The sequence below is a fragment of the Brevundimonas sp. genome, assembly GCF_050729455.1.
Classification (GTDB): Bacteria; Pseudomonadota; Alphaproteobacteria; order Caulobacterales; family Caulobacteraceae; genus Brevundimonas.
The window spans coordinates 1-14,406 of sequence record NZ_JBOHLI010000026.1; the positions used below are offsets into that span (position 1 = coordinate 1).

The following is a 14,406-nucleotide window of genomic DNA, read 5'->3' on the forward strand; positions in this document are numbered from 1 at the left end:
GATGCTGGCGGGGGCGGTCGGCGCCGCCTCGGCCCGGCGCGTCATCGCCGCCGCCCTGGCCGCCGGGGGCCGCGCGCCCGAGGACGTGGTGCGGATGCTGGACGAGGCCTCGCAGGCGGTCCAGTTCAACCGCGACCTGTTGCAGACCACGCTCGATAACATTGACCAGGGCGTCAGCGTGGTGGACGAGGACCTGCGCCTGACCGCCTGGAACCGGCGCTATGTCGAGATGTTCGACCTGCCCGCCGGCTTCGTCCACGTCGGCCTGCCCGTCGCCGCCGTCTATCGCCTGAACGCCGAGCGCGGCGAGAGCGACGCCGACGTTGGCGACATCGAGGCCTGGGTCGAGCGGCGGCTGGAGGCCCTGTCGCGCCGCATCCCGCACGACCACGAACGCGAGCAGCCCGACGGCCGCATCCTGCGCTCCTCCGGGGCGCCCATCCCCGGCGGCGGCTACGCCACCAGCTATACCGACATCACCGCCCTGCGCCGCGCCGCCCGTGACCTGGAGGAGGCCAACGAGCGGCTGGAGGCCCGCGTCGCCGACCGCACCGAACGGCTCGAAGAAGCCCGCCGTCTGGCCGAGGACGCCACCGCCTCCAAGACCCGCTTCCTCGCCGCCGCCAGCCACGACTTGCTGCAGCCCCTGCACGCCGCCCGTCTGTTCATCGCCGCGCTGAAGGAGGAGCCGGCCCTGGCGCCCGGCTCGGCCGCGCGCGGGCTGGCCACCAACGCCGACCGCTCGATCGACAGCGCCCACCGCCTGCTGACGGCCCTGCTGAACCTGTCGAAGCTGGAGGCGGGCGGGGTCCAGCCCGCCGTGGCTCCCCTGTCGCTGGACGCCCTGTTCGCCGAGCTGCGCCGCGAGTTCGCCCCCATGGCCCGGGCCAAGGGTTTGCGGCTGACCGTCATGCCGTCGGGCCTCTGGGTCGCCTCGGACCACGACCTGCTGCGCTCCATGCTGCAGAACCTGATCGGCAACGCCATCCGCTACACCGACCGGGGCCGGGTGCTGGTCGGGGCGCGGCGCGACGGCGAGACGGTGCGGATGCTGGTCTGCGACACCGGGCGCGGCATCCCTGACGCCGACCGCGAGAACGTCTTCGGCGAGTTCGTGCGCCTGCCCGGCGCCCCCGTGGACGAGCCGGGCGCGGGTCTGGGCCTGGCCATCGTGCAGAAGCTGTCGAACCTGCTGCGCCACCCGCTGTCGATGGCCTCCCGCGTCGGGCGCGGCACGACCTTCCGCGTCAGCGCCCCGCGCGCCGCAGCACAGGTCGTGATCGCCCCGCTCGCCGAGGGCGACGCCCGCCTGCCGCTGGCGGGGCTGCGGGTGCTGTGCGTGGACAACGAGCCCGCCATCCTCGACGCCCTGTCCGCCCTGCTGAGCCGCTGGGGGGCGCAGGCGACGACAGCGCGGACCGTGGCCGAAGGCATCGCGGCCCAAGGGCCGTTCGACGCGGCCCTGGTCGACCTGCATCTGGGCGACGGGGCGGACGGGCTGAGCGTGGTCGCCGCCCTGAGGGCGCGCGGCCTGCGCCGCATCGGCCTGGTCACCGCCGACACCCGCGAGGGGCTGAAGGAGACCGCCGCAGCGGCGGGCGCGACGTTGTTGCCCAAGCCGGTCAAGCCGGCGGCGCTGAAGGCCTTCCTGTCGCGTTAGAATCCTTCTCCCCTTGAGGGAGAAGGCGCGTCGGGGTTTTCCAAAATCCGCTCATCCCGGCGAAGGCCGGGATCCAGATCATTTGACGGGAGGCTGGCTTCAAATGGCGCTATGGCGTCACCTGCTGTCAGCAGCGCGCCTTACAATCTGGATCCCGGCCTTCGCCGGGATGAGCGGTTTCTGAAGGACGCTCCCGGACGGGCCACCTTCTCCCGCAAGGGGAGAAGGGAATTACAGGTCGATCGACTGCGCCAAAATCACCGCTTGCGTCCGGTTCTGCACCCCCAGCTTGCGGAAGACGCTGGTCAGGTGGGCCTTGATTGTGGCTTCGGTGACGCCGAGGTCGAAGGCGATCTGCTTGTTCAGCCGCCCGGCCTTGAGACCTTCGAGGATGCGCAGCTGGGACGGCGTCAGGCTGGCGATGCGGGCTTCCAGATCGCCCTCCTCGGGACCGGCTGCGCCGACATCGGGCGCCCAGGCCTCGCCGGACAGGATGGCGTGGATGGCCTCGACCATGACCGGCAGGGCGGCGGACTTGGGGATGAAGCCGGCGGCGCCGAGGGCCAGGGCGCGGCGCACGGTCGGCGGCTCCTCGCTGGCCGAGACCACGGCGACGGGCACGGCGGGGTGCTCGGCGCGGACGCGGCTGAGGCCCGTCATGCCCTCGCTGTCCGACAGCTTGAGGTCCAGCAGCAGGAGGTCGGTCGCGGCTTCGGCCAGGGCGGTCTGAACCTCGGCCAGACTGGCGCATTCCGCAATCATGGCGCCGGGCGCGGCCTTTTCGACGGCCGATCTGAGCGCCGCCCGAAACAAAGGGTGGTCGTCGGCGACGACGATGCGATCCATGAACGTCCTTCCCGCGCGCGGTTCTTTTTCGGGTCGAGGCCGCGCTGTGACGACACCATGCCGCGCCTCGACTTTGGTCGAAACTAGACCAATGGCTAATGGCCGCAAACCGCCCTCGCGCGGAATGCTGCGGTCTCGAGGTTCGCATCAGATGAACCCGGGAGGATAACGACATGGGAAGACACCGCCTGCTCGGCGGCGCGGCTGCGGCTGCGCTTTTGTTCGCGCCCGGCGCCGTTTGGGCGCAGGACGCCAATGCGGCCCTCGAGGCGCGCATCGCCCAGCTCGAGGCCGAGCTGAACAGCCTGAAGGCCGAGGTCGTCGCCGCGCGAACCCAGCAGACGACGCAGTCCCAGGCCATGGCGCAGGACATCATCCGCCTCGAAGCTCGCCCCGCCGCGACGCCCGTCTCCGCCCCCGCCCCGCGCGAAGAGGGCTTCCGCATCGGCGACCACACGGTCAGGTTCGGCGGCTTCATCAAGGTCGACGCCACCGCCTCCAGCTATTCCGGCGGCGATCCGGCCAACGGCGACCTGCTGCGCGACTATCACCTGCCCGGCTCCATTCCGGTCGGCGGGGCCGAAGAAGACGCGGCCACGGACTTCAACGCCCGTCAGACGCGCTTCTGGCTGACCACCGACGGTCTGGTCGGCGGCCACAAGGTCGGGACGCGTCTGGAGATGGACTTCCAGAGCCTGCCCGGAACCGGCGACCAGCGCATCACCAGCGCCTCCACCCCCGCCCTGCGCCGCGCCTTCGTCACCATCGACAACTGGCTGATCGGTCAGGAGTGGACCAATTTCCAGAACACCGCCGTCCTGCCGGAATCGGCCGACTTCGTCGGCGCTGCCGAAGGCACGGTCTTCGCCCGCCAGGTGCAGGTCCGTTACACGCGCGGCCCCTTCTCGATCGCGGTCGAGAACCCCGAGACCACCGTCACCCCCTTCGGCGGCGGCGCACGCATCATCGCCGACGACAACAGCCTGCCCGACCTGACGGCCCGCTACGCGATCAGCCGCCCCTGGGGCGACCTGCAGTTCGCCGGTCTGCTGCGTCAGCTGAAATACGAGAACCCGGCCAGCGCCGTCGACGACACGGCGACCGGCTGGGGCCTGTCGGCCTCGGCCAAGCTCAAGGTCGGCGCTCAGGACGACCTGCGCTTCATGCTGTCGGGCGGCGAGGGCGTGGGTCGCTATCTGGGGCTCAACTTCTCCAACGACGCGGTGCTGGACGCCTCGGGCGAGCTGGACGCCATCGGCGTGATCGCCGGCTTCGCCGCCTATCGCCACGTCTGGACGCCGGGCTGGCGCTCCAGCCTGGTCTGGTCGGCCCAGCGCGTCGACAACGACGTCCTGCTGACCGGGACCGGCGCCAACCGCTCGGCCCAGAGCATCCATGCCAATCTGATCTGGTCGCCGGTAACCGCGTTTGATATCGGCGCCGAACTGATGTTCGCTGACCGCAAGCTGGAGTCGGGACTGGACGGCGACATGACCCGCCTGATCCTGTTCGCCAAATACGGCTTCTGAATAAGAAAAAGAACGAGACTGGAGGAAACGCGTGTCCACTGATCCGGAAATCTATCCCGTCCCCGCCGACCTGGCCGCCCGCGCCCACATGGACCGCGACGCCTATGAGGCGGCCCGGATCGCGGCGCGTGAGACCCCCGACGCCTATTGGGGCGAGCAGGCCAAGCGCCTCGAATGGATGACCTTCCCGTCCAAGATCAAGGACGTCTCCTTCAGCAAGGCCGACTTCCGCATCCGCTGGTTCGAGGACGGGGTGCTGAACGTCTCGGCCAACTGCATCGACCGCCACCTGCCCCATCGGGCTGACGACACGGCCATCATCTGGGAAGGCGACGAGCCGACCGACAGCGAACACGTCACCTACGGCCAACTGCACGAGCGCGTCTGCCGCATGGCCAATGTGCTCAAGGCCAACGGCGTCCGCAAAGGCGACCGCGTCACCATCTATCTGCCGATGATCCCCGAGGCCGCCTACGCCATGCTGGCCTGCGCCCGCATCGGCGCGGTCCACTCGGTCATCTTCGGCGGCTTCTCGCCCGACAGCATCGCCGGGCGCATCGAGGACTGCGGCTCGACCTTCGTCATCACCGCCGACGAGGGCTGCCGCGGCGGCAAGAAGGTCCCGCTGAAGGCCAATGTCGACAAGGCGCTGGAGAAGGTTTCGGGCGTCGACGGGGTCCTGCTGATCCGCCACACCGGCGCGGACGTGGGCTTCGTCGAGGGCCGCGACCGGGACTATGAGACCGAGGCCGCCAAGGTCACGGCCCACTGCCATCCCGAGCCGATGCAGGCCGAGGACCCGCTGTTCATCCTCTACACCTCGGGCTCGACCGGCAAACCCAAGGGTGTGCTGCACACCACCGGCGGCTACCTGTTCTGGGCCAGCTACACGCACGAGCTGGTGTTCGACTACCGCCCCGGCGAGGTCTTCTGGTGCACCGCCGACGTGGGCTGGGTGACCGGTCACTCCTATGGCGTCTATGGGCCGCTGGCCAATGGCGCCACGACCCTGCTGTTCGAGGGCGTGCCCAACTATCCGACTGTCAGCCGCTTCTGGCAGGTCATCGACAAGCATCAAGTCGAGATCTTCTACACCGCCCCCACGGCCCTGCGCTCGCTGATGCGCGAAGGCGACGCCCCGGTGAAGGCGACCAGCCGCAAGAGCTTGCGCCTGCTGGGCTCGGTCGGCGAGCCGATCAATCCCGAGGCCTGGCGCTGGTATCACGAGGTGGTCGGCGACGGCCGCCTGCCCATCGTCGATACCTGGTGGCAGACCGAGACCGGCGGGGTGCTGGTCTCGCCCCTGCCCGGCGCGACGGACCTCAAGCCCGGCTCGGCGACCAGGCCCCTGCCCGGCGTCGAGCTGCAGATCGTCGACGCCGAAGGAACGGTTCTGGAGGGCGCGACCGAGGGCAATCTGTGCATCACCGACAGCTGGCCGGGCCAGATGCGGACGGTCTACGGCGACCACCAGCGCTTCTTCGAGACCTATTTCTCGACCTATCCGGGCAAGTATTTCACCGGCGACGGCTGCCGCCGCGACGCGGACGGCTACTACTGGATCACCGGCCGGGTCGACGACGTCATCAATGTCTCGGGCCACCGCATGGGCACGGCCGAGGTCGAGAGCGCCCTGGTCCTGCACGACGACGTGGCCGAGGCCGCCGTGGTCGGCTTCCCCCACGACATCAAGGGTCAGGGCATCTACGCCTATGTCACCCTGAACAAAGGGATCGAGCCGACCGAGGCCCTGCGTCTGGCCCTGGTCGCCCAGGTCCGGCTGGAGATCGGCCCCATCGCCGCCCCCGACGTCATCCAGTGGGCGCCGGGCCTGCCTAAGACCCGATCCGGCAAGATCATGCGGCGCATCCTGCGAAAGATCGCCGAGAACGAGATCGGGGCCCTGGGCGACACCTCGACCCTGGCCGACCCTTCGGTCGTCGACGACCTGGTGAAGAACCGGGCCGCCTGACGACCCTCCCCTGCTCTCCCCGGAGCAAGCGGCCGGCGTTCCTGAAAGGGGGCGTCGGCCGTTTCGTCGTTTGAGCCCGAGCCAAGGCGGCGCTAGACAGCCCCGACAGCGAACAGGAGCAGACCATGAGCGGAACCGTCCTCATCACCGGCGCCACGGCGGGCATCGGACAGGCCGCGGCGCGCCGCTTCGCCTCGGCGGGCTGGAAGATCATCGCCACCGGCCGCCGCGCCGACCGACTGAATGATCTGGTCGCCGAACTGGGCGCCGAGGTGGTCCATCCCCTCGTCTTCGACATCCGCGACGAGGCCGCCATCGACGCCGCCCTGGACGCCCTGCCCGAGGGTTTTGGCGACATCGACGTCCTGATCAACAACGCCGGGCTGGCGCTGGGGACCGCCGCCGCCCAGGACGCCGATCTGGACCAGTGGCGTCAGATGATCGACACCAACATCACCGGTCTGGTCACCATCACCCGCCGCCTGCTGCCGCGCCTGATCGCGCGCAAGGGCGCCATCCTGAACATCAGCTCGGTGGCCGCGACCTATCCCTACAAGGGCGGCAACGCCTATGGCGGCACCAAGGCCTTCGTACGCCAGTTCTCGCTGGGCCTGCGCTCGGACCTGCACGGCACCGGGGTGCGCGTCACCTCCATAGAGCCGGGCATGACCGAGACCGAGTTCACCCTGGTCCGCACCAGCGGCGATCAGGCGGCGTCCGACGCCCTCTACGGCGGCGCCCAGCCGATGACCGGCGAGGACATCGCCGAGACCCTGTTCTGGGTCGCCAGCCTGCCGCCGCACCTGAACATCAACGCCCTGGAGCTGATGCCGGTCAGCCAGTCGTTTGCGGGATTCCAGGTGGCGCGGGACTGAGGTTCTTCTTCCGTCATCCCCCGGTCTCGCTCCGCTCGCCGGAGGATGACGAAACAAGGGAGTGCTCAGGCGCCCCAGCTTCGCCGCTTCCGGGATGACGGCGAGGGGCCTAGAATAGCCCCATGGCCTCGCCCGCGACCGAAACCGAACTGAAGTTCCGGCTCGGACCGGGGGCGGTCGTGCGCCTGTCGGGGCATCCGGCGCTGCAAGGCCCGCAGACCAGCCAGTCGCTCCGCTCGGTCTATTTCGACACCCCCGACGGCGTCCTGCGCGCGGTGGGGTGCGGCCTGAGGGTGCGCGCCACGCCGGGCGGCTTCGTCCAGACCCTGAAGCGCCAGACCGCCCCCGGCCAGACCGCCCGCGACGAGTGGGAGGTTCCTGTCCCCACGGAAGCCCTGGACCTCGCCGCGCTCAGGGCCACGCCCGCCCACAAACGGCTGAAGGGCCGCCGCGACCTGTCGCCCCGCTTCGCCACGACGGTGGTGCGCCGCATCCGCATGGTCGACTGGGAGGGCGCGCGAATCGAGGTCGCCTTCGACGCCGGTGACCTGTCCGCAGGCGACCGCCGCGAACCCATCTACGAACTGGAGCTGGAGTTGAAGGCGGGCCAACCCGCCGCCCTGTTCAGCCTCGCCCGACGGCTGGCGCGCGACCTGGCCATCGTCCCAGTGTTCGAGAGCAAGGCCGAGCGCGGCTGGCGCCTCGCCGACGGCGAGAGCCGCAGCCCCCGACGCGCCGTCGCCACGCCCCTGTCGCCCGACGCATCGACGGCGACCGCCTTTCGCCGCATCGCCATGGCCTGTCTGGCCCAGGTCTCGGCCAACGCCGAGCTGCTGCGGGTCGTGCGCCGCCCCGAGGCCGTGCATCAGATGCGCGTGGGCCTGCGCCGCCTGCGCGCCGCCGTCGGCGTCTTCAAGCCCCTGCTGGCCGAGGCAGAGCGCGAACGCGTCGAGACCGAACTGAAGTGGCTGGCGCGCGAGGCCGACGCCGCGCGCGATCTCGACGTCTTCATCCGCGACGTCTTCCACCCGACGGCGCTGGCGGCGCCCTCGCCGGACCTCGCGCCCCTGGGGCGTCATCTGCTGACCGCGCGCGGACAGGCCTATGACCGCGTGCTCAAGGCCGTCGCCTCGCCGCGCTACGCCCTGCTGATGCTGGAGGCGACCGCCTGGATCGAGACGGCGGCCCTGCCCGACGAACCCGTCGCCCCCTTCGCCGCCGAGGCCCTGAACCGGCTGCACCGTCAGGTCGAAGAGCGCGCCCGCGACCTGTTCAATCTGGACGCCGAGGCCCGCCATCACCTGCGCATCCGCGCCAAGCGCCTGCGCTACGCCGCCGAGTTCTTCGCCGACCTCTTCCCCGCCCGCCGTCGCCGCCCCCGCTATCTGAAGGCGTTGGAACGGCTGCAGGACCGACTCGGCGCGCTCAATGATCTGGCCGTGGCGCGCGACCGAATCCCCGGCGAGGCCCATCTGGACGACGCCGCGGTCGCCTTCGCCGCCGGGCGCGTCATCGGTCGGCGCGAGCGCGACGAAGCCGCCCTGCTGGCTGCCGCGCTCAAGGCCTGCGGGCGTTTTCACGACGCCAGTGAGTGAGGACAGGACTGGCTAGAGTCACCGAAAAGGGCGGGATGGGCCGGGATGGGTCGGGACCAGGCGGGACCAAAACCCCGTAATCATTGCCTTTCCCGACCCATCCAAAAAATTTTGTTCGCGGTCGTCGTTCGAAAGCAGTGTCTAGAGAGGCCCGCGATTTAGACACTGGCGGGACAGGACATGCCGGAGTGGCCGCCTGGTGGCAAGCCGGTGCTTACGGCGCTCTTAAGTCGGTCCTGAAGGCCTATTAGGCCCGCGATAAAAGGGTTTGAGCCGGATCGCTTTGCCGGGCGCCCTAGCTCTTACGCCGCCCGTGATGGTGCTTCTCTAGACGCGAACCGACGTCTAACTGGGACTGCAAGCGTCCCAGTTCATTCAAAAACGCGAAAGGCCCGGATTTCCGGGCCTAGACGGTGAAGAGGCGGGGTTTGCGGGCGGGCGGGTAGGCGGCGGAACTGGGACTCGGTTTTCGGCCGCCTCTAACAGATCGTTGGCGCGCTCAAGGCTGCGTCGGATGCGCCTGGCGGCGTCGGGCATGGGGGCCCGCCGCGAGGATCAAGCTTCAGGCGAAGACCAAGGCCTTGCCATTCGAGCTTCCCGCTCTTTGCCTGCTTGGTCCATGCGAACCCCAAAGCTGATGATGGCCGCGCATCCCAGGATCGCGACAAGACCAAAGGCAAGGCACAGGGTTAGTTGAGTTCGGTTCAGCTTGGTCTTCATAGGACGCTCCCAGTCCAAAGCACTGCGCCAATAATCACCACTTCATCCGCATCGTCCCCTTTGAGGACTTCGGGCGGGTAGCGCTCATTATCCGACCGTATTTCGATGCCATCGACTAGCCGGCGAAGCCGCTTGATCCTTAGCTCGTCGCCTGTTCGAAAGGCGAAAATCCCCTCCCTCAGGCGCGTATCCTTGAGGTCGGTAAGGACGCGAGCGCCATCTTGGATCGTGGGCCACATGGAGTCGCCTTCGGCCTGGAACACTGCAAGACCTTCTGCCGAGGATCGGCCCAGGTCCCGGAGCAGCTGACGATCAAAAGGCATTTCGCCTATCTGGTCGGCTGCGTCCGAAAATGACGCAACACCAGCTGCTAATCGAACATCATAGATGGGCACGGCTAGGTAGCCGTCGTTAGCAGCGTTCGGACTTCCTACACCCGTCGCCAACCATGCAGGGTCCACGCCAAGCGCGCGGGCCAGCCTGATCCCGTCAATGAACTTGGGCACCCGAGCGCCCTGAACATAGAGCGACATCGACGTCGAAGAGATGTCGGCGCGCTTCCTGACGTGCGCTTGGGGCGTGCTGCCCATGGCGGCCCTCAATCTTTCCCCAAAAGAAAGCGCATCCGCGTCCGTATGTGGCGCAGTCATTGTTGACTAACCCTTTTTAGGGATACATTGTCCCTACAAGCGGATTCGCCCGCGAGGCGAGGGACATGATTTCGAAGTCGGTACACAAAGAGGACATCAAGGGGGCGCTCAGAAAGCGCTATGGCACCCTGATCGCGTTCGAGCAGGCCCACGATCTGCCGACGCAATCCGTCAAGGACGTCCTTCGCGGACGCGCATCTGCGCGGGTTGAGCAGGCTATTGCTGATGATCTGGAGCTTCCGCTTCATCGTCTCTTTCCAGGGCGTTACGTCGCCGCACAGGCGGGAGATTCGTCCCTAAAGAGGGATAATAAGCGCACTAAGCGAAATGCGCACCGTCTATCGGCGGAGGCCCGTTAGACATGGGTCGTCAACGTCTCCCCAAAGCCAGCCTTCGCGCCCAGTTGGTCGCGGTTCGGCGGGCGGCCAGCTCGGCCGCCCTGGAGTGCCGATCGAACGGCGACCGGCTGCGCAGCCACCTGACCAAGGCCGAGAACCACCGCGACAGCCTGACGGCCGCAGCCGTGACCCTGTCGATGGTCGAGGCCAGCCGCGAGGCGCTGGACGTGTTGCCGGATACACAGCGTGACCAGCTGGCGATCCGACTGACCGCGCTCGGCCTGCAGGCCGTTCGCATCGACACCCCGCATGAAGCGCCGGAGTTGAAGCATGTCTGACGCGCTGCCGGTCGCCCGCACCATTTATGTGGTCGATATCGACCAGATCGACCCGAGGGGCGGTCTGCGCCCGCTCAACCAGGCATGGGTCGAGGCTCTGGCCGCGCTGATGAAGCGTGACGGTCAGGACGAACCTATCGAGATCTACCGCACCAAGGGCGGCGGCTTCGGCATGACCGCCGGTCGCCACCGCCTGGCGGCGGCCACCCTGCTGGGCTGGAAACAGATCGACGCCGACATTCAGGACCGCAACGCCCTGGACCGTCAGGCCCGCGAGATCGGCGAGAACCTGTTCCGTCAGGAGCTGTCGCCTTTGGATCGCGCTGCCTTCGTGGCCAAGCAGATCGAGATTGAACGCGCGCGGGCGGGCGTTTCAGAAGACGCCACGCCTCAATCTGTCGCGGCTCAAGCACGTTGGTCAGATCGCCTGAAAGCTGACGCGCAAGATGCGAGTGCAAACCTTGCACACGCATACCGTTTCACCGAGCAGGTCGCTGAAACGCTCGGTCTTTCCAAGCGGTCGATTTATCTCGACCTTGAGCTACATCGCGGCCTGAACCCCGATGTAGCGACCACCATCCGGGCAACAGCCGTCGCTGGCAACGCCTCGCAGCTGCGCGCTCTGGCGCGCATGTCGGACGCCGACCAACGACTGGTCGCGGGACTGATCGCGGAGGGCACCGCCAAGGGCGTCACCGACGCCGCCGCCACGCTGAAACAGGCGCCGGTGAAGTCGCCGGTTCAGAAGGCGTGGTCAGCCATCGTGTCGAACTGGTCCCGCCTGGGCTCGCGGGATCGCAAGGACGTGCTGCGCCAGCTGGCCCAGGGCGAACTGCCCAAGGGCGTGGTCATCACGATCGACGGCGAAACGTTCGGAGGGACGCAATGACCGCCGCCCGCCGCGCCACCGCTATCGACATCATCACCTCGACGGACGGCGACATCTTCATCCGCTTCTACGACGGCGCCGCCATTTACGCGGTGGCGGGCCTGACCCTGGAAGCCGCATTGGCGGTCAGCGAAGCGCTGGCGGCCAAGTTTGAAGCCCTGATCCTGCAGCGTCCGGACGACGCGCCGGTGGTGCACTGATGCGTCCGTGGGATGACGAAGAGCTGGCCTGGGCGAAGGAATGCCTGGGCGCGGGCGACACCCATGAGGACATCGCCGAAATGGCGGGCCGTTCCGTTCGTGACGTCCGGCTTGCGCTGTCCGGCATCCCCCCGCTGACCGCCCGCGAGCGGGAAGCCGCCTCGCTCTTCGCGGCGGGTGTGCAAATCCGCGTCATCGGCGCCCTGATGAAGCCTGATACCCGTCGTCCCGACAGCCTGGGGGCCGGTTACATGCGCCGGGTCCGCGAGAAGGGCCATGTGACGACCTATGGCGAGCGCTGGAGAGCGATGCGCCATGGCTAAGCGCAAGCCCGCCCTTGATCCGGCCCAGATGGCCTTCACCTTCAACACGCCGCGACCCGACGTGTCGGAGGGCGGTCTGGCGCATATGGAGCGTGAGGTGGCCTCGGCCGTCGCCACCATCCTGCGCGAAGATCCGCGCAACCGGTTCGAGGTCGCCGGCCAGCTCAGCGCCCTGATGGATGCTGACATTTCCAAGTTCATGCTCGACGCCTATGCGGCCGAAGCTCGGGACGGACACAATGTGTCGTTCTCGCGGTTCCTCGGCCTGATCGTGGCCACTCAGCGCTTCGACGTGCTGGACGCCCTGCTGCGCAAGATCGGCTGCGCCGTGGTCGTCGGCGAAGAAATCCTGCTGGCCGAGATCGGCCATCTGGAAACCCAAAGACGCAACATCGAACAACGCCTGAAGAGCCTGAAGGCCGAGGCGCAGCCGCTCACGCGCGGGGGCATTATCCGATGACCATGACGATGGGGGGCGGGGGTCCCAGGGTGTGGTGGACGGCGGCCGAACTGGCTGCTCTGCGACTGCCCGGCCTGTCCACGGCCAAGCGCAAGATCAACGAGCTGGCCCAATCCGAACGCTGGGCCTTGAAGACGGATCGGGGCGGCTTCCCTCTGGCGCGTCCGCGTCAGGGACGCGGCGGCGGACTGGAATACAATGTGGCCGTCCTGCCGGCCCAGGCAACCACCGCCATGGCGCGCATGGGCCTGATCGGTCAGGTCCGTGCGGTGGCCGAGGAAACCCCGGCCAACGACGGCGCCGCGCCCGCGCCCCAGGCCCAGCTCTGGAACTGGTTCGACCAGCAAGGCGAGCCGGTGAAGGCCGAGGCCCGGTCGCGCCTGACCATGCTGGACAAGCTCGACACCCTGGAAGCGGCCGGCCTGACCCGGACGGCGGCTATCGCCACCGTCGCGGCCGATCATGACGTCGCAGAATCGACCCTGTGGGGCTATCTGACCCTTGTCGCGGGCGCCCAGCGGGGCGATCGGTTGCCGTTGCTGGCTCCCCAGCGCAAAGGCGGCGGCAAGGCGGCCGAGGTGGACGCCGACGCCTGGCAGTTTCTGCTCAGCGACTATCTGCGCCCCGAACGGCCGACCTTCGCCAGCTGCTATCACCGGTGCCAGCGCGAGTTCTGCGCTCCGCGGGGGCTGAGCCTGCCTCATGTGAAGACCCTGCAGCGCAAGCTGGAGCGTGAGGTGGACGGACGGGTCATCGTGGCTCGCCGCGAGGGCATGGACGCCCTGCGCGCCACGATCCCGCATCAACAACGCTCGGTCGCCGACCTTCACGCCCTGGAGCTGGTCAACATCGACGGCCACCGCTGGGACGTCTTCGTCCGCTGGCCGGACGGCACCATCGCGCGGCCCATGATGGTCGCTATTCAGGACGTTTACAGCCGCAAGATCCTGAGCTGGCGGATCGGTGAAACCGAGTCCGCCGTGCTGACCAGGCTGGCGTTCGCCGACCTGTTCGCTGACTACGGCATCCCCAAGGCCTGCCTGATGGACAACGGCCGCGCCTTCGCCTCGAAGATGATCACCGGCGGCGCCACCAGTCGCTTCCGCTTCAAGATCAAGCCGGAAGAACCCACGGGCCTGCTGACCGATCTGGGCGTGAAGGTGCACTGGGCTCTGCCGTTCAGAGGGTCGTCGAAGCCCATTGAACGGGCCTTCAGGGACCTGTGCGACAGCGTCGCCAAGCACCCGGCTTTCGCGGGCGCCTATACCGGCAACCGCCCTGACGCCAAGCCCGAGAACTATGGTTCGAAGGCCATCGACCTCGACACGTTCCGCCGCGTGGTTCAGTTGGGAATCGACGCTCACAATGCACGGTCAGGACGTCGGACGGAGGCCTGCGCAGGGCGGCTCAGCTTTGATGAAGCCTTCAACGCCTCTTACGCGGTGTCGCCAATCGGCAAGGCGCGTCCGGAGCAGCTGCGTCTGGCCCTTCTGGCGTCCAAGACGGTGTCCACCGACCGCAAGGACGGTTCGGTCGGCGCCTATGGGAACATCTGGTGGTCGCCGGCCCTGAGCGCCTTCGCCGGCCAGAAGGTGATCCTGCGCTACGACCCCGACAATCTGCATTCGGACGTCCACGTCTATGCGCTGGACGGGCGTTATCTGACCTCGGCGCCGTTGCTTGAGAAGACCGGCTTCCTCGACGCCGCCGCCGCTGGAAAGCGGGCGCGTCAGGAAGGCGAACTACGCAAGGTCACGCGCCGCGCGATCGAGCTTCAGCAGCTGCTCACGGCCGAAGAACTGGCTGCGATGATGCCGGACCTTCCGGAAACCGAGGAAGAGGCGCCCGAGCCCAAGGTGGTTCGTCCAGTCCGTCAGCGCGGCCTCACCGCCGCCGCCCTCAAGCCGACCACCCAGACCGTCCAACAGGCGGCGGAAGAGCCGGTCAGCACCAACGATCGAATGACCATGGCGATGGAGCGTCTCGCTCGATTCAGGGTCGTCGAATGAAA

Annotated in this window: 15 protein-coding genes; 12 read left to right on the plus strand and 3 right to left on the minus strand. The window is 68.1% G+C overall.

Going from position 1 to position 14,406, the window contains the following annotated elements:
- The coding region (locus tag ACREEF_RS08335; protein WP_431565133.1) for a hybrid sensor histidine kinase/response regulator at positions 1 to 1,660 on the plus strand (1,660 nt) is incomplete at its 5' end.
- A gap of 231 nt (positions 1,661 to 1,891) precedes the next feature.
- On the opposite strand, the gene ACREEF_RS08340 is transcribed toward ACREEF_RS08335, so the two are convergent.
- Positions 1,892 to 2,506 carry a response regulator gene (locus ACREEF_RS08340; protein WP_431565134.1) on the minus strand — a complete coding sequence of 205 codons (615 nt, stop codon included), beginning with the start codon at positions 2,504 to 2,506 and terminating at the stop codon, positions 1,892 to 1,894.
- A 173-nt stretch (positions 2,507 to 2,679) separates the two neighbouring features.
- Between ACREEF_RS08340 and ACREEF_RS08345 the strand changes: the two genes are divergently transcribed.
- From ACREEF_RS08345 to ACREEF_RS08360, 4 genes are all read left to right on the plus strand, one after another.
- Complete coding sequence (locus ACREEF_RS08345) at positions 2,680 to 4,035, plus strand: DcaP family trimeric outer membrane transporter (protein ID WP_431565135.1); 1,356 nt, start codon at positions 2,680 to 2,682, stop codon at positions 4,033 to 4,035.
- A 31-nt stretch (positions 4,036 to 4,066) separates the two neighbouring features.
- On the plus strand, positions 4,067 to 6,007 hold the full coding sequence (acs, locus tag ACREEF_RS08350) for an acetate--CoA ligase (protein ID WP_431565136.1): 1,941 nt from the start codon (positions 4,067 to 4,069) through the stop codon (positions 6,005 to 6,007).
- A 125-nt stretch (positions 6,008 to 6,132) separates the two neighbouring features.
- The gene (locus ACREEF_RS08355) at positions 6,133 to 6,882 is read left to right on the plus strand and encodes an SDR family NAD(P)-dependent oxidoreductase (RefSeq protein ID WP_431565137.1); all 750 of its coding nucleotides are present in this window, start codon (positions 6,133 to 6,135) and stop codon (positions 6,880 to 6,882) included.
- 122 nt (positions 6,883 to 7,004) lie between these two features.
- A complete protein-coding gene (locus ACREEF_RS08360) occupies positions 7,005 to 8,477 on the plus strand; it encodes a CHAD domain-containing protein (RefSeq protein ID WP_431565138.1) in 1,473 nt (490 codons plus the stop codon).
- 555 nt (positions 8,478 to 9,032) lie between these two features.
- On the opposite strand, the gene ACREEF_RS08365 is transcribed toward ACREEF_RS08360, so the two are convergent.
- Both ACREEF_RS08365 and ACREEF_RS08370 read right to left on the minus strand, forming a co-directional pair.
- Positions 9,033 to 9,197 carry a hypothetical protein gene (locus ACREEF_RS08365; protein ID WP_207821626.1) on the minus strand — a complete coding sequence of 55 codons (165 nt, stop codon included), beginning with the start codon at positions 9,195 to 9,197 and terminating at the stop codon, positions 9,033 to 9,035.
- On the minus strand, positions 9,194 to 9,787 hold the full coding sequence (locus tag ACREEF_RS08370; protein ID WP_207821623.1) for a LexA family transcriptional regulator: 594 nt from the start codon (positions 9,785 to 9,787) through the stop codon (positions 9,194 to 9,196). Before ACREEF_RS08370 ends, ACREEF_RS08365 begins: the two co-directional genes overlap by 4 nt.
- A gap of 125 nt (positions 9,788 to 9,912) precedes the next feature.
- Between ACREEF_RS08370 and ACREEF_RS08375 the strand changes: the two genes are divergently transcribed.
- Genes ACREEF_RS08375 through ACREEF_RS08405 form a run of 7 tightly spaced genes read left to right on the plus strand, consistent with a single transcriptional unit; the run spans position 9,913 to position 14,404 of the window.
- Complete coding sequence (locus tag ACREEF_RS08375; RefSeq protein ID WP_431565139.1) at positions 9,913 to 10,206, plus strand: helix-turn-helix domain-containing protein; 294 nt, start codon at positions 9,913 to 9,915, stop codon at positions 10,204 to 10,206.
- Between the two features lie 2 nt (positions 10,207 to 10,208).
- Complete coding sequence (locus ACREEF_RS08380; protein WP_431565140.1) at positions 10,209 to 10,523, plus strand: hypothetical protein; 315 nt, start codon at positions 10,209 to 10,211, stop codon at positions 10,521 to 10,523.
- Complete coding sequence (locus ACREEF_RS08385; protein ID WP_431565141.1) at positions 10,516 to 11,412, plus strand: ParB/RepB/Spo0J family partition protein; 897 nt, start codon at positions 10,516 to 10,518, stop codon at positions 11,410 to 11,412. Before ACREEF_RS08380 ends, ACREEF_RS08385 begins: the two co-directional genes overlap by 8 nt.
- Entirely contained in the window at positions 11,409 to 11,612 is a 204-nt protein-coding gene (locus ACREEF_RS08390) for a hypothetical protein (protein WP_431565142.1), read from the plus strand. Before ACREEF_RS08385 ends, ACREEF_RS08390 begins: the two co-directional genes overlap by 4 nt.
- On the plus strand, positions 11,612 to 11,935 hold the full coding sequence (locus ACREEF_RS08395) for a hypothetical protein (RefSeq protein WP_431565143.1): 324 nt from the start codon (positions 11,612 to 11,614) through the stop codon (positions 11,933 to 11,935). Before ACREEF_RS08390 ends, ACREEF_RS08395 begins: the two co-directional genes overlap by 1 nt.
- Complete coding sequence (locus tag ACREEF_RS08400) at positions 11,928 to 12,395, plus strand: hypothetical protein (protein ID WP_431565144.1); 468 nt, start codon at positions 11,928 to 11,930, stop codon at positions 12,393 to 12,395. Before ACREEF_RS08395 ends, ACREEF_RS08400 begins: the two co-directional genes overlap by 8 nt.
- A complete protein-coding gene (locus ACREEF_RS08405; RefSeq protein WP_431565145.1) occupies positions 12,392 to 14,404 on the plus strand; it encodes a transposase domain-containing protein in 2,013 nt (670 codons plus the stop codon). The genes ACREEF_RS08400 and ACREEF_RS08405 overlap by 4 nt, the downstream gene beginning before the upstream one ends.
- The last annotated feature ends 2 nt before the right edge of the window (positions 14,405 to 14,406 follow it).

What these genes read in the sequence shown, in the direction of transcription:
- ACREEF_RS08340 (WP_431565134.1), bottom strand. Translation starts at nt 2,506, where the DNA reads ATGGATCGCATCGTCGTCGCCGACGACCACCCTTTGTTTCGGGCGGCG.
- ACREEF_RS08345 (WP_431565135.1), top strand. Translation starts at nt 2,680, where the DNA reads ATGGGAAGACACCGCCTGCTCGGCGGCGCGGCTGCGGCTGCGCTTTTG.
- ACREEF_RS08355 (WP_431565137.1), top strand. Translation starts at nt 6,133, where the DNA reads ATGAGCGGAACCGTCCTCATCACCGGCGCCACGGCGGGCATCGGACAG.
- ACREEF_RS08360 (WP_431565138.1), top strand. Translation starts at nt 7,005, where the DNA reads ATGGCCTCGCCCGCGACCGAAACCGAACTGAAGTTCCGGCTCGGACCG.
- ACREEF_RS08365 (WP_207821626.1), bottom strand. Translation starts at nt 9,197, where the DNA reads ATGAAGACCAAGCTGAACCGAACTCAACTAACCCTGTGCCTTGCCTTT.
- ACREEF_RS08370 (WP_207821623.1), bottom strand. Translation starts at nt 9,787, where the DNA reads ATGGGCAGCACGCCCCAAGCGCACGTCAGGAAGCGCGCCGACATCTCT.
- ACREEF_RS08375 (WP_431565139.1), top strand. Translation starts at nt 9,913, where the DNA reads ATGATTTCGAAGTCGGTACACAAAGAGGACATCAAGGGGGCGCTCAGA.
- ACREEF_RS08380 (WP_431565140.1), top strand. Translation starts at nt 10,209, where the DNA reads ATGGGTCGTCAACGTCTCCCCAAAGCCAGCCTTCGCGCCCAGTTGGTC.
- ACREEF_RS08385 (WP_431565141.1), top strand. Translation starts at nt 10,516, where the DNA reads ATGTCTGACGCGCTGCCGGTCGCCCGCACCATTTATGTGGTCGATATC.
- ACREEF_RS08390 (WP_431565142.1), top strand. Translation starts at nt 11,409, where the DNA reads ATGACCGCCGCCCGCCGCGCCACCGCTATCGACATCATCACCTCGACG.
- ACREEF_RS08395 (WP_431565143.1), top strand. Translation starts at nt 11,612, where the DNA reads ATGCGTCCGTGGGATGACGAAGAGCTGGCCTGGGCGAAGGAATGCCTG.
- ACREEF_RS08400 (WP_431565144.1), top strand. Translation starts at nt 11,928, where the DNA reads ATGGCTAAGCGCAAGCCCGCCCTTGATCCGGCCCAGATGGCCTTCACC.
- ACREEF_RS08405 (WP_431565145.1), top strand. Translation starts at nt 12,392, where the DNA reads ATGACCATGACGATGGGGGGCGGGGGTCCCAGGGTGTGGTGGACGGCG.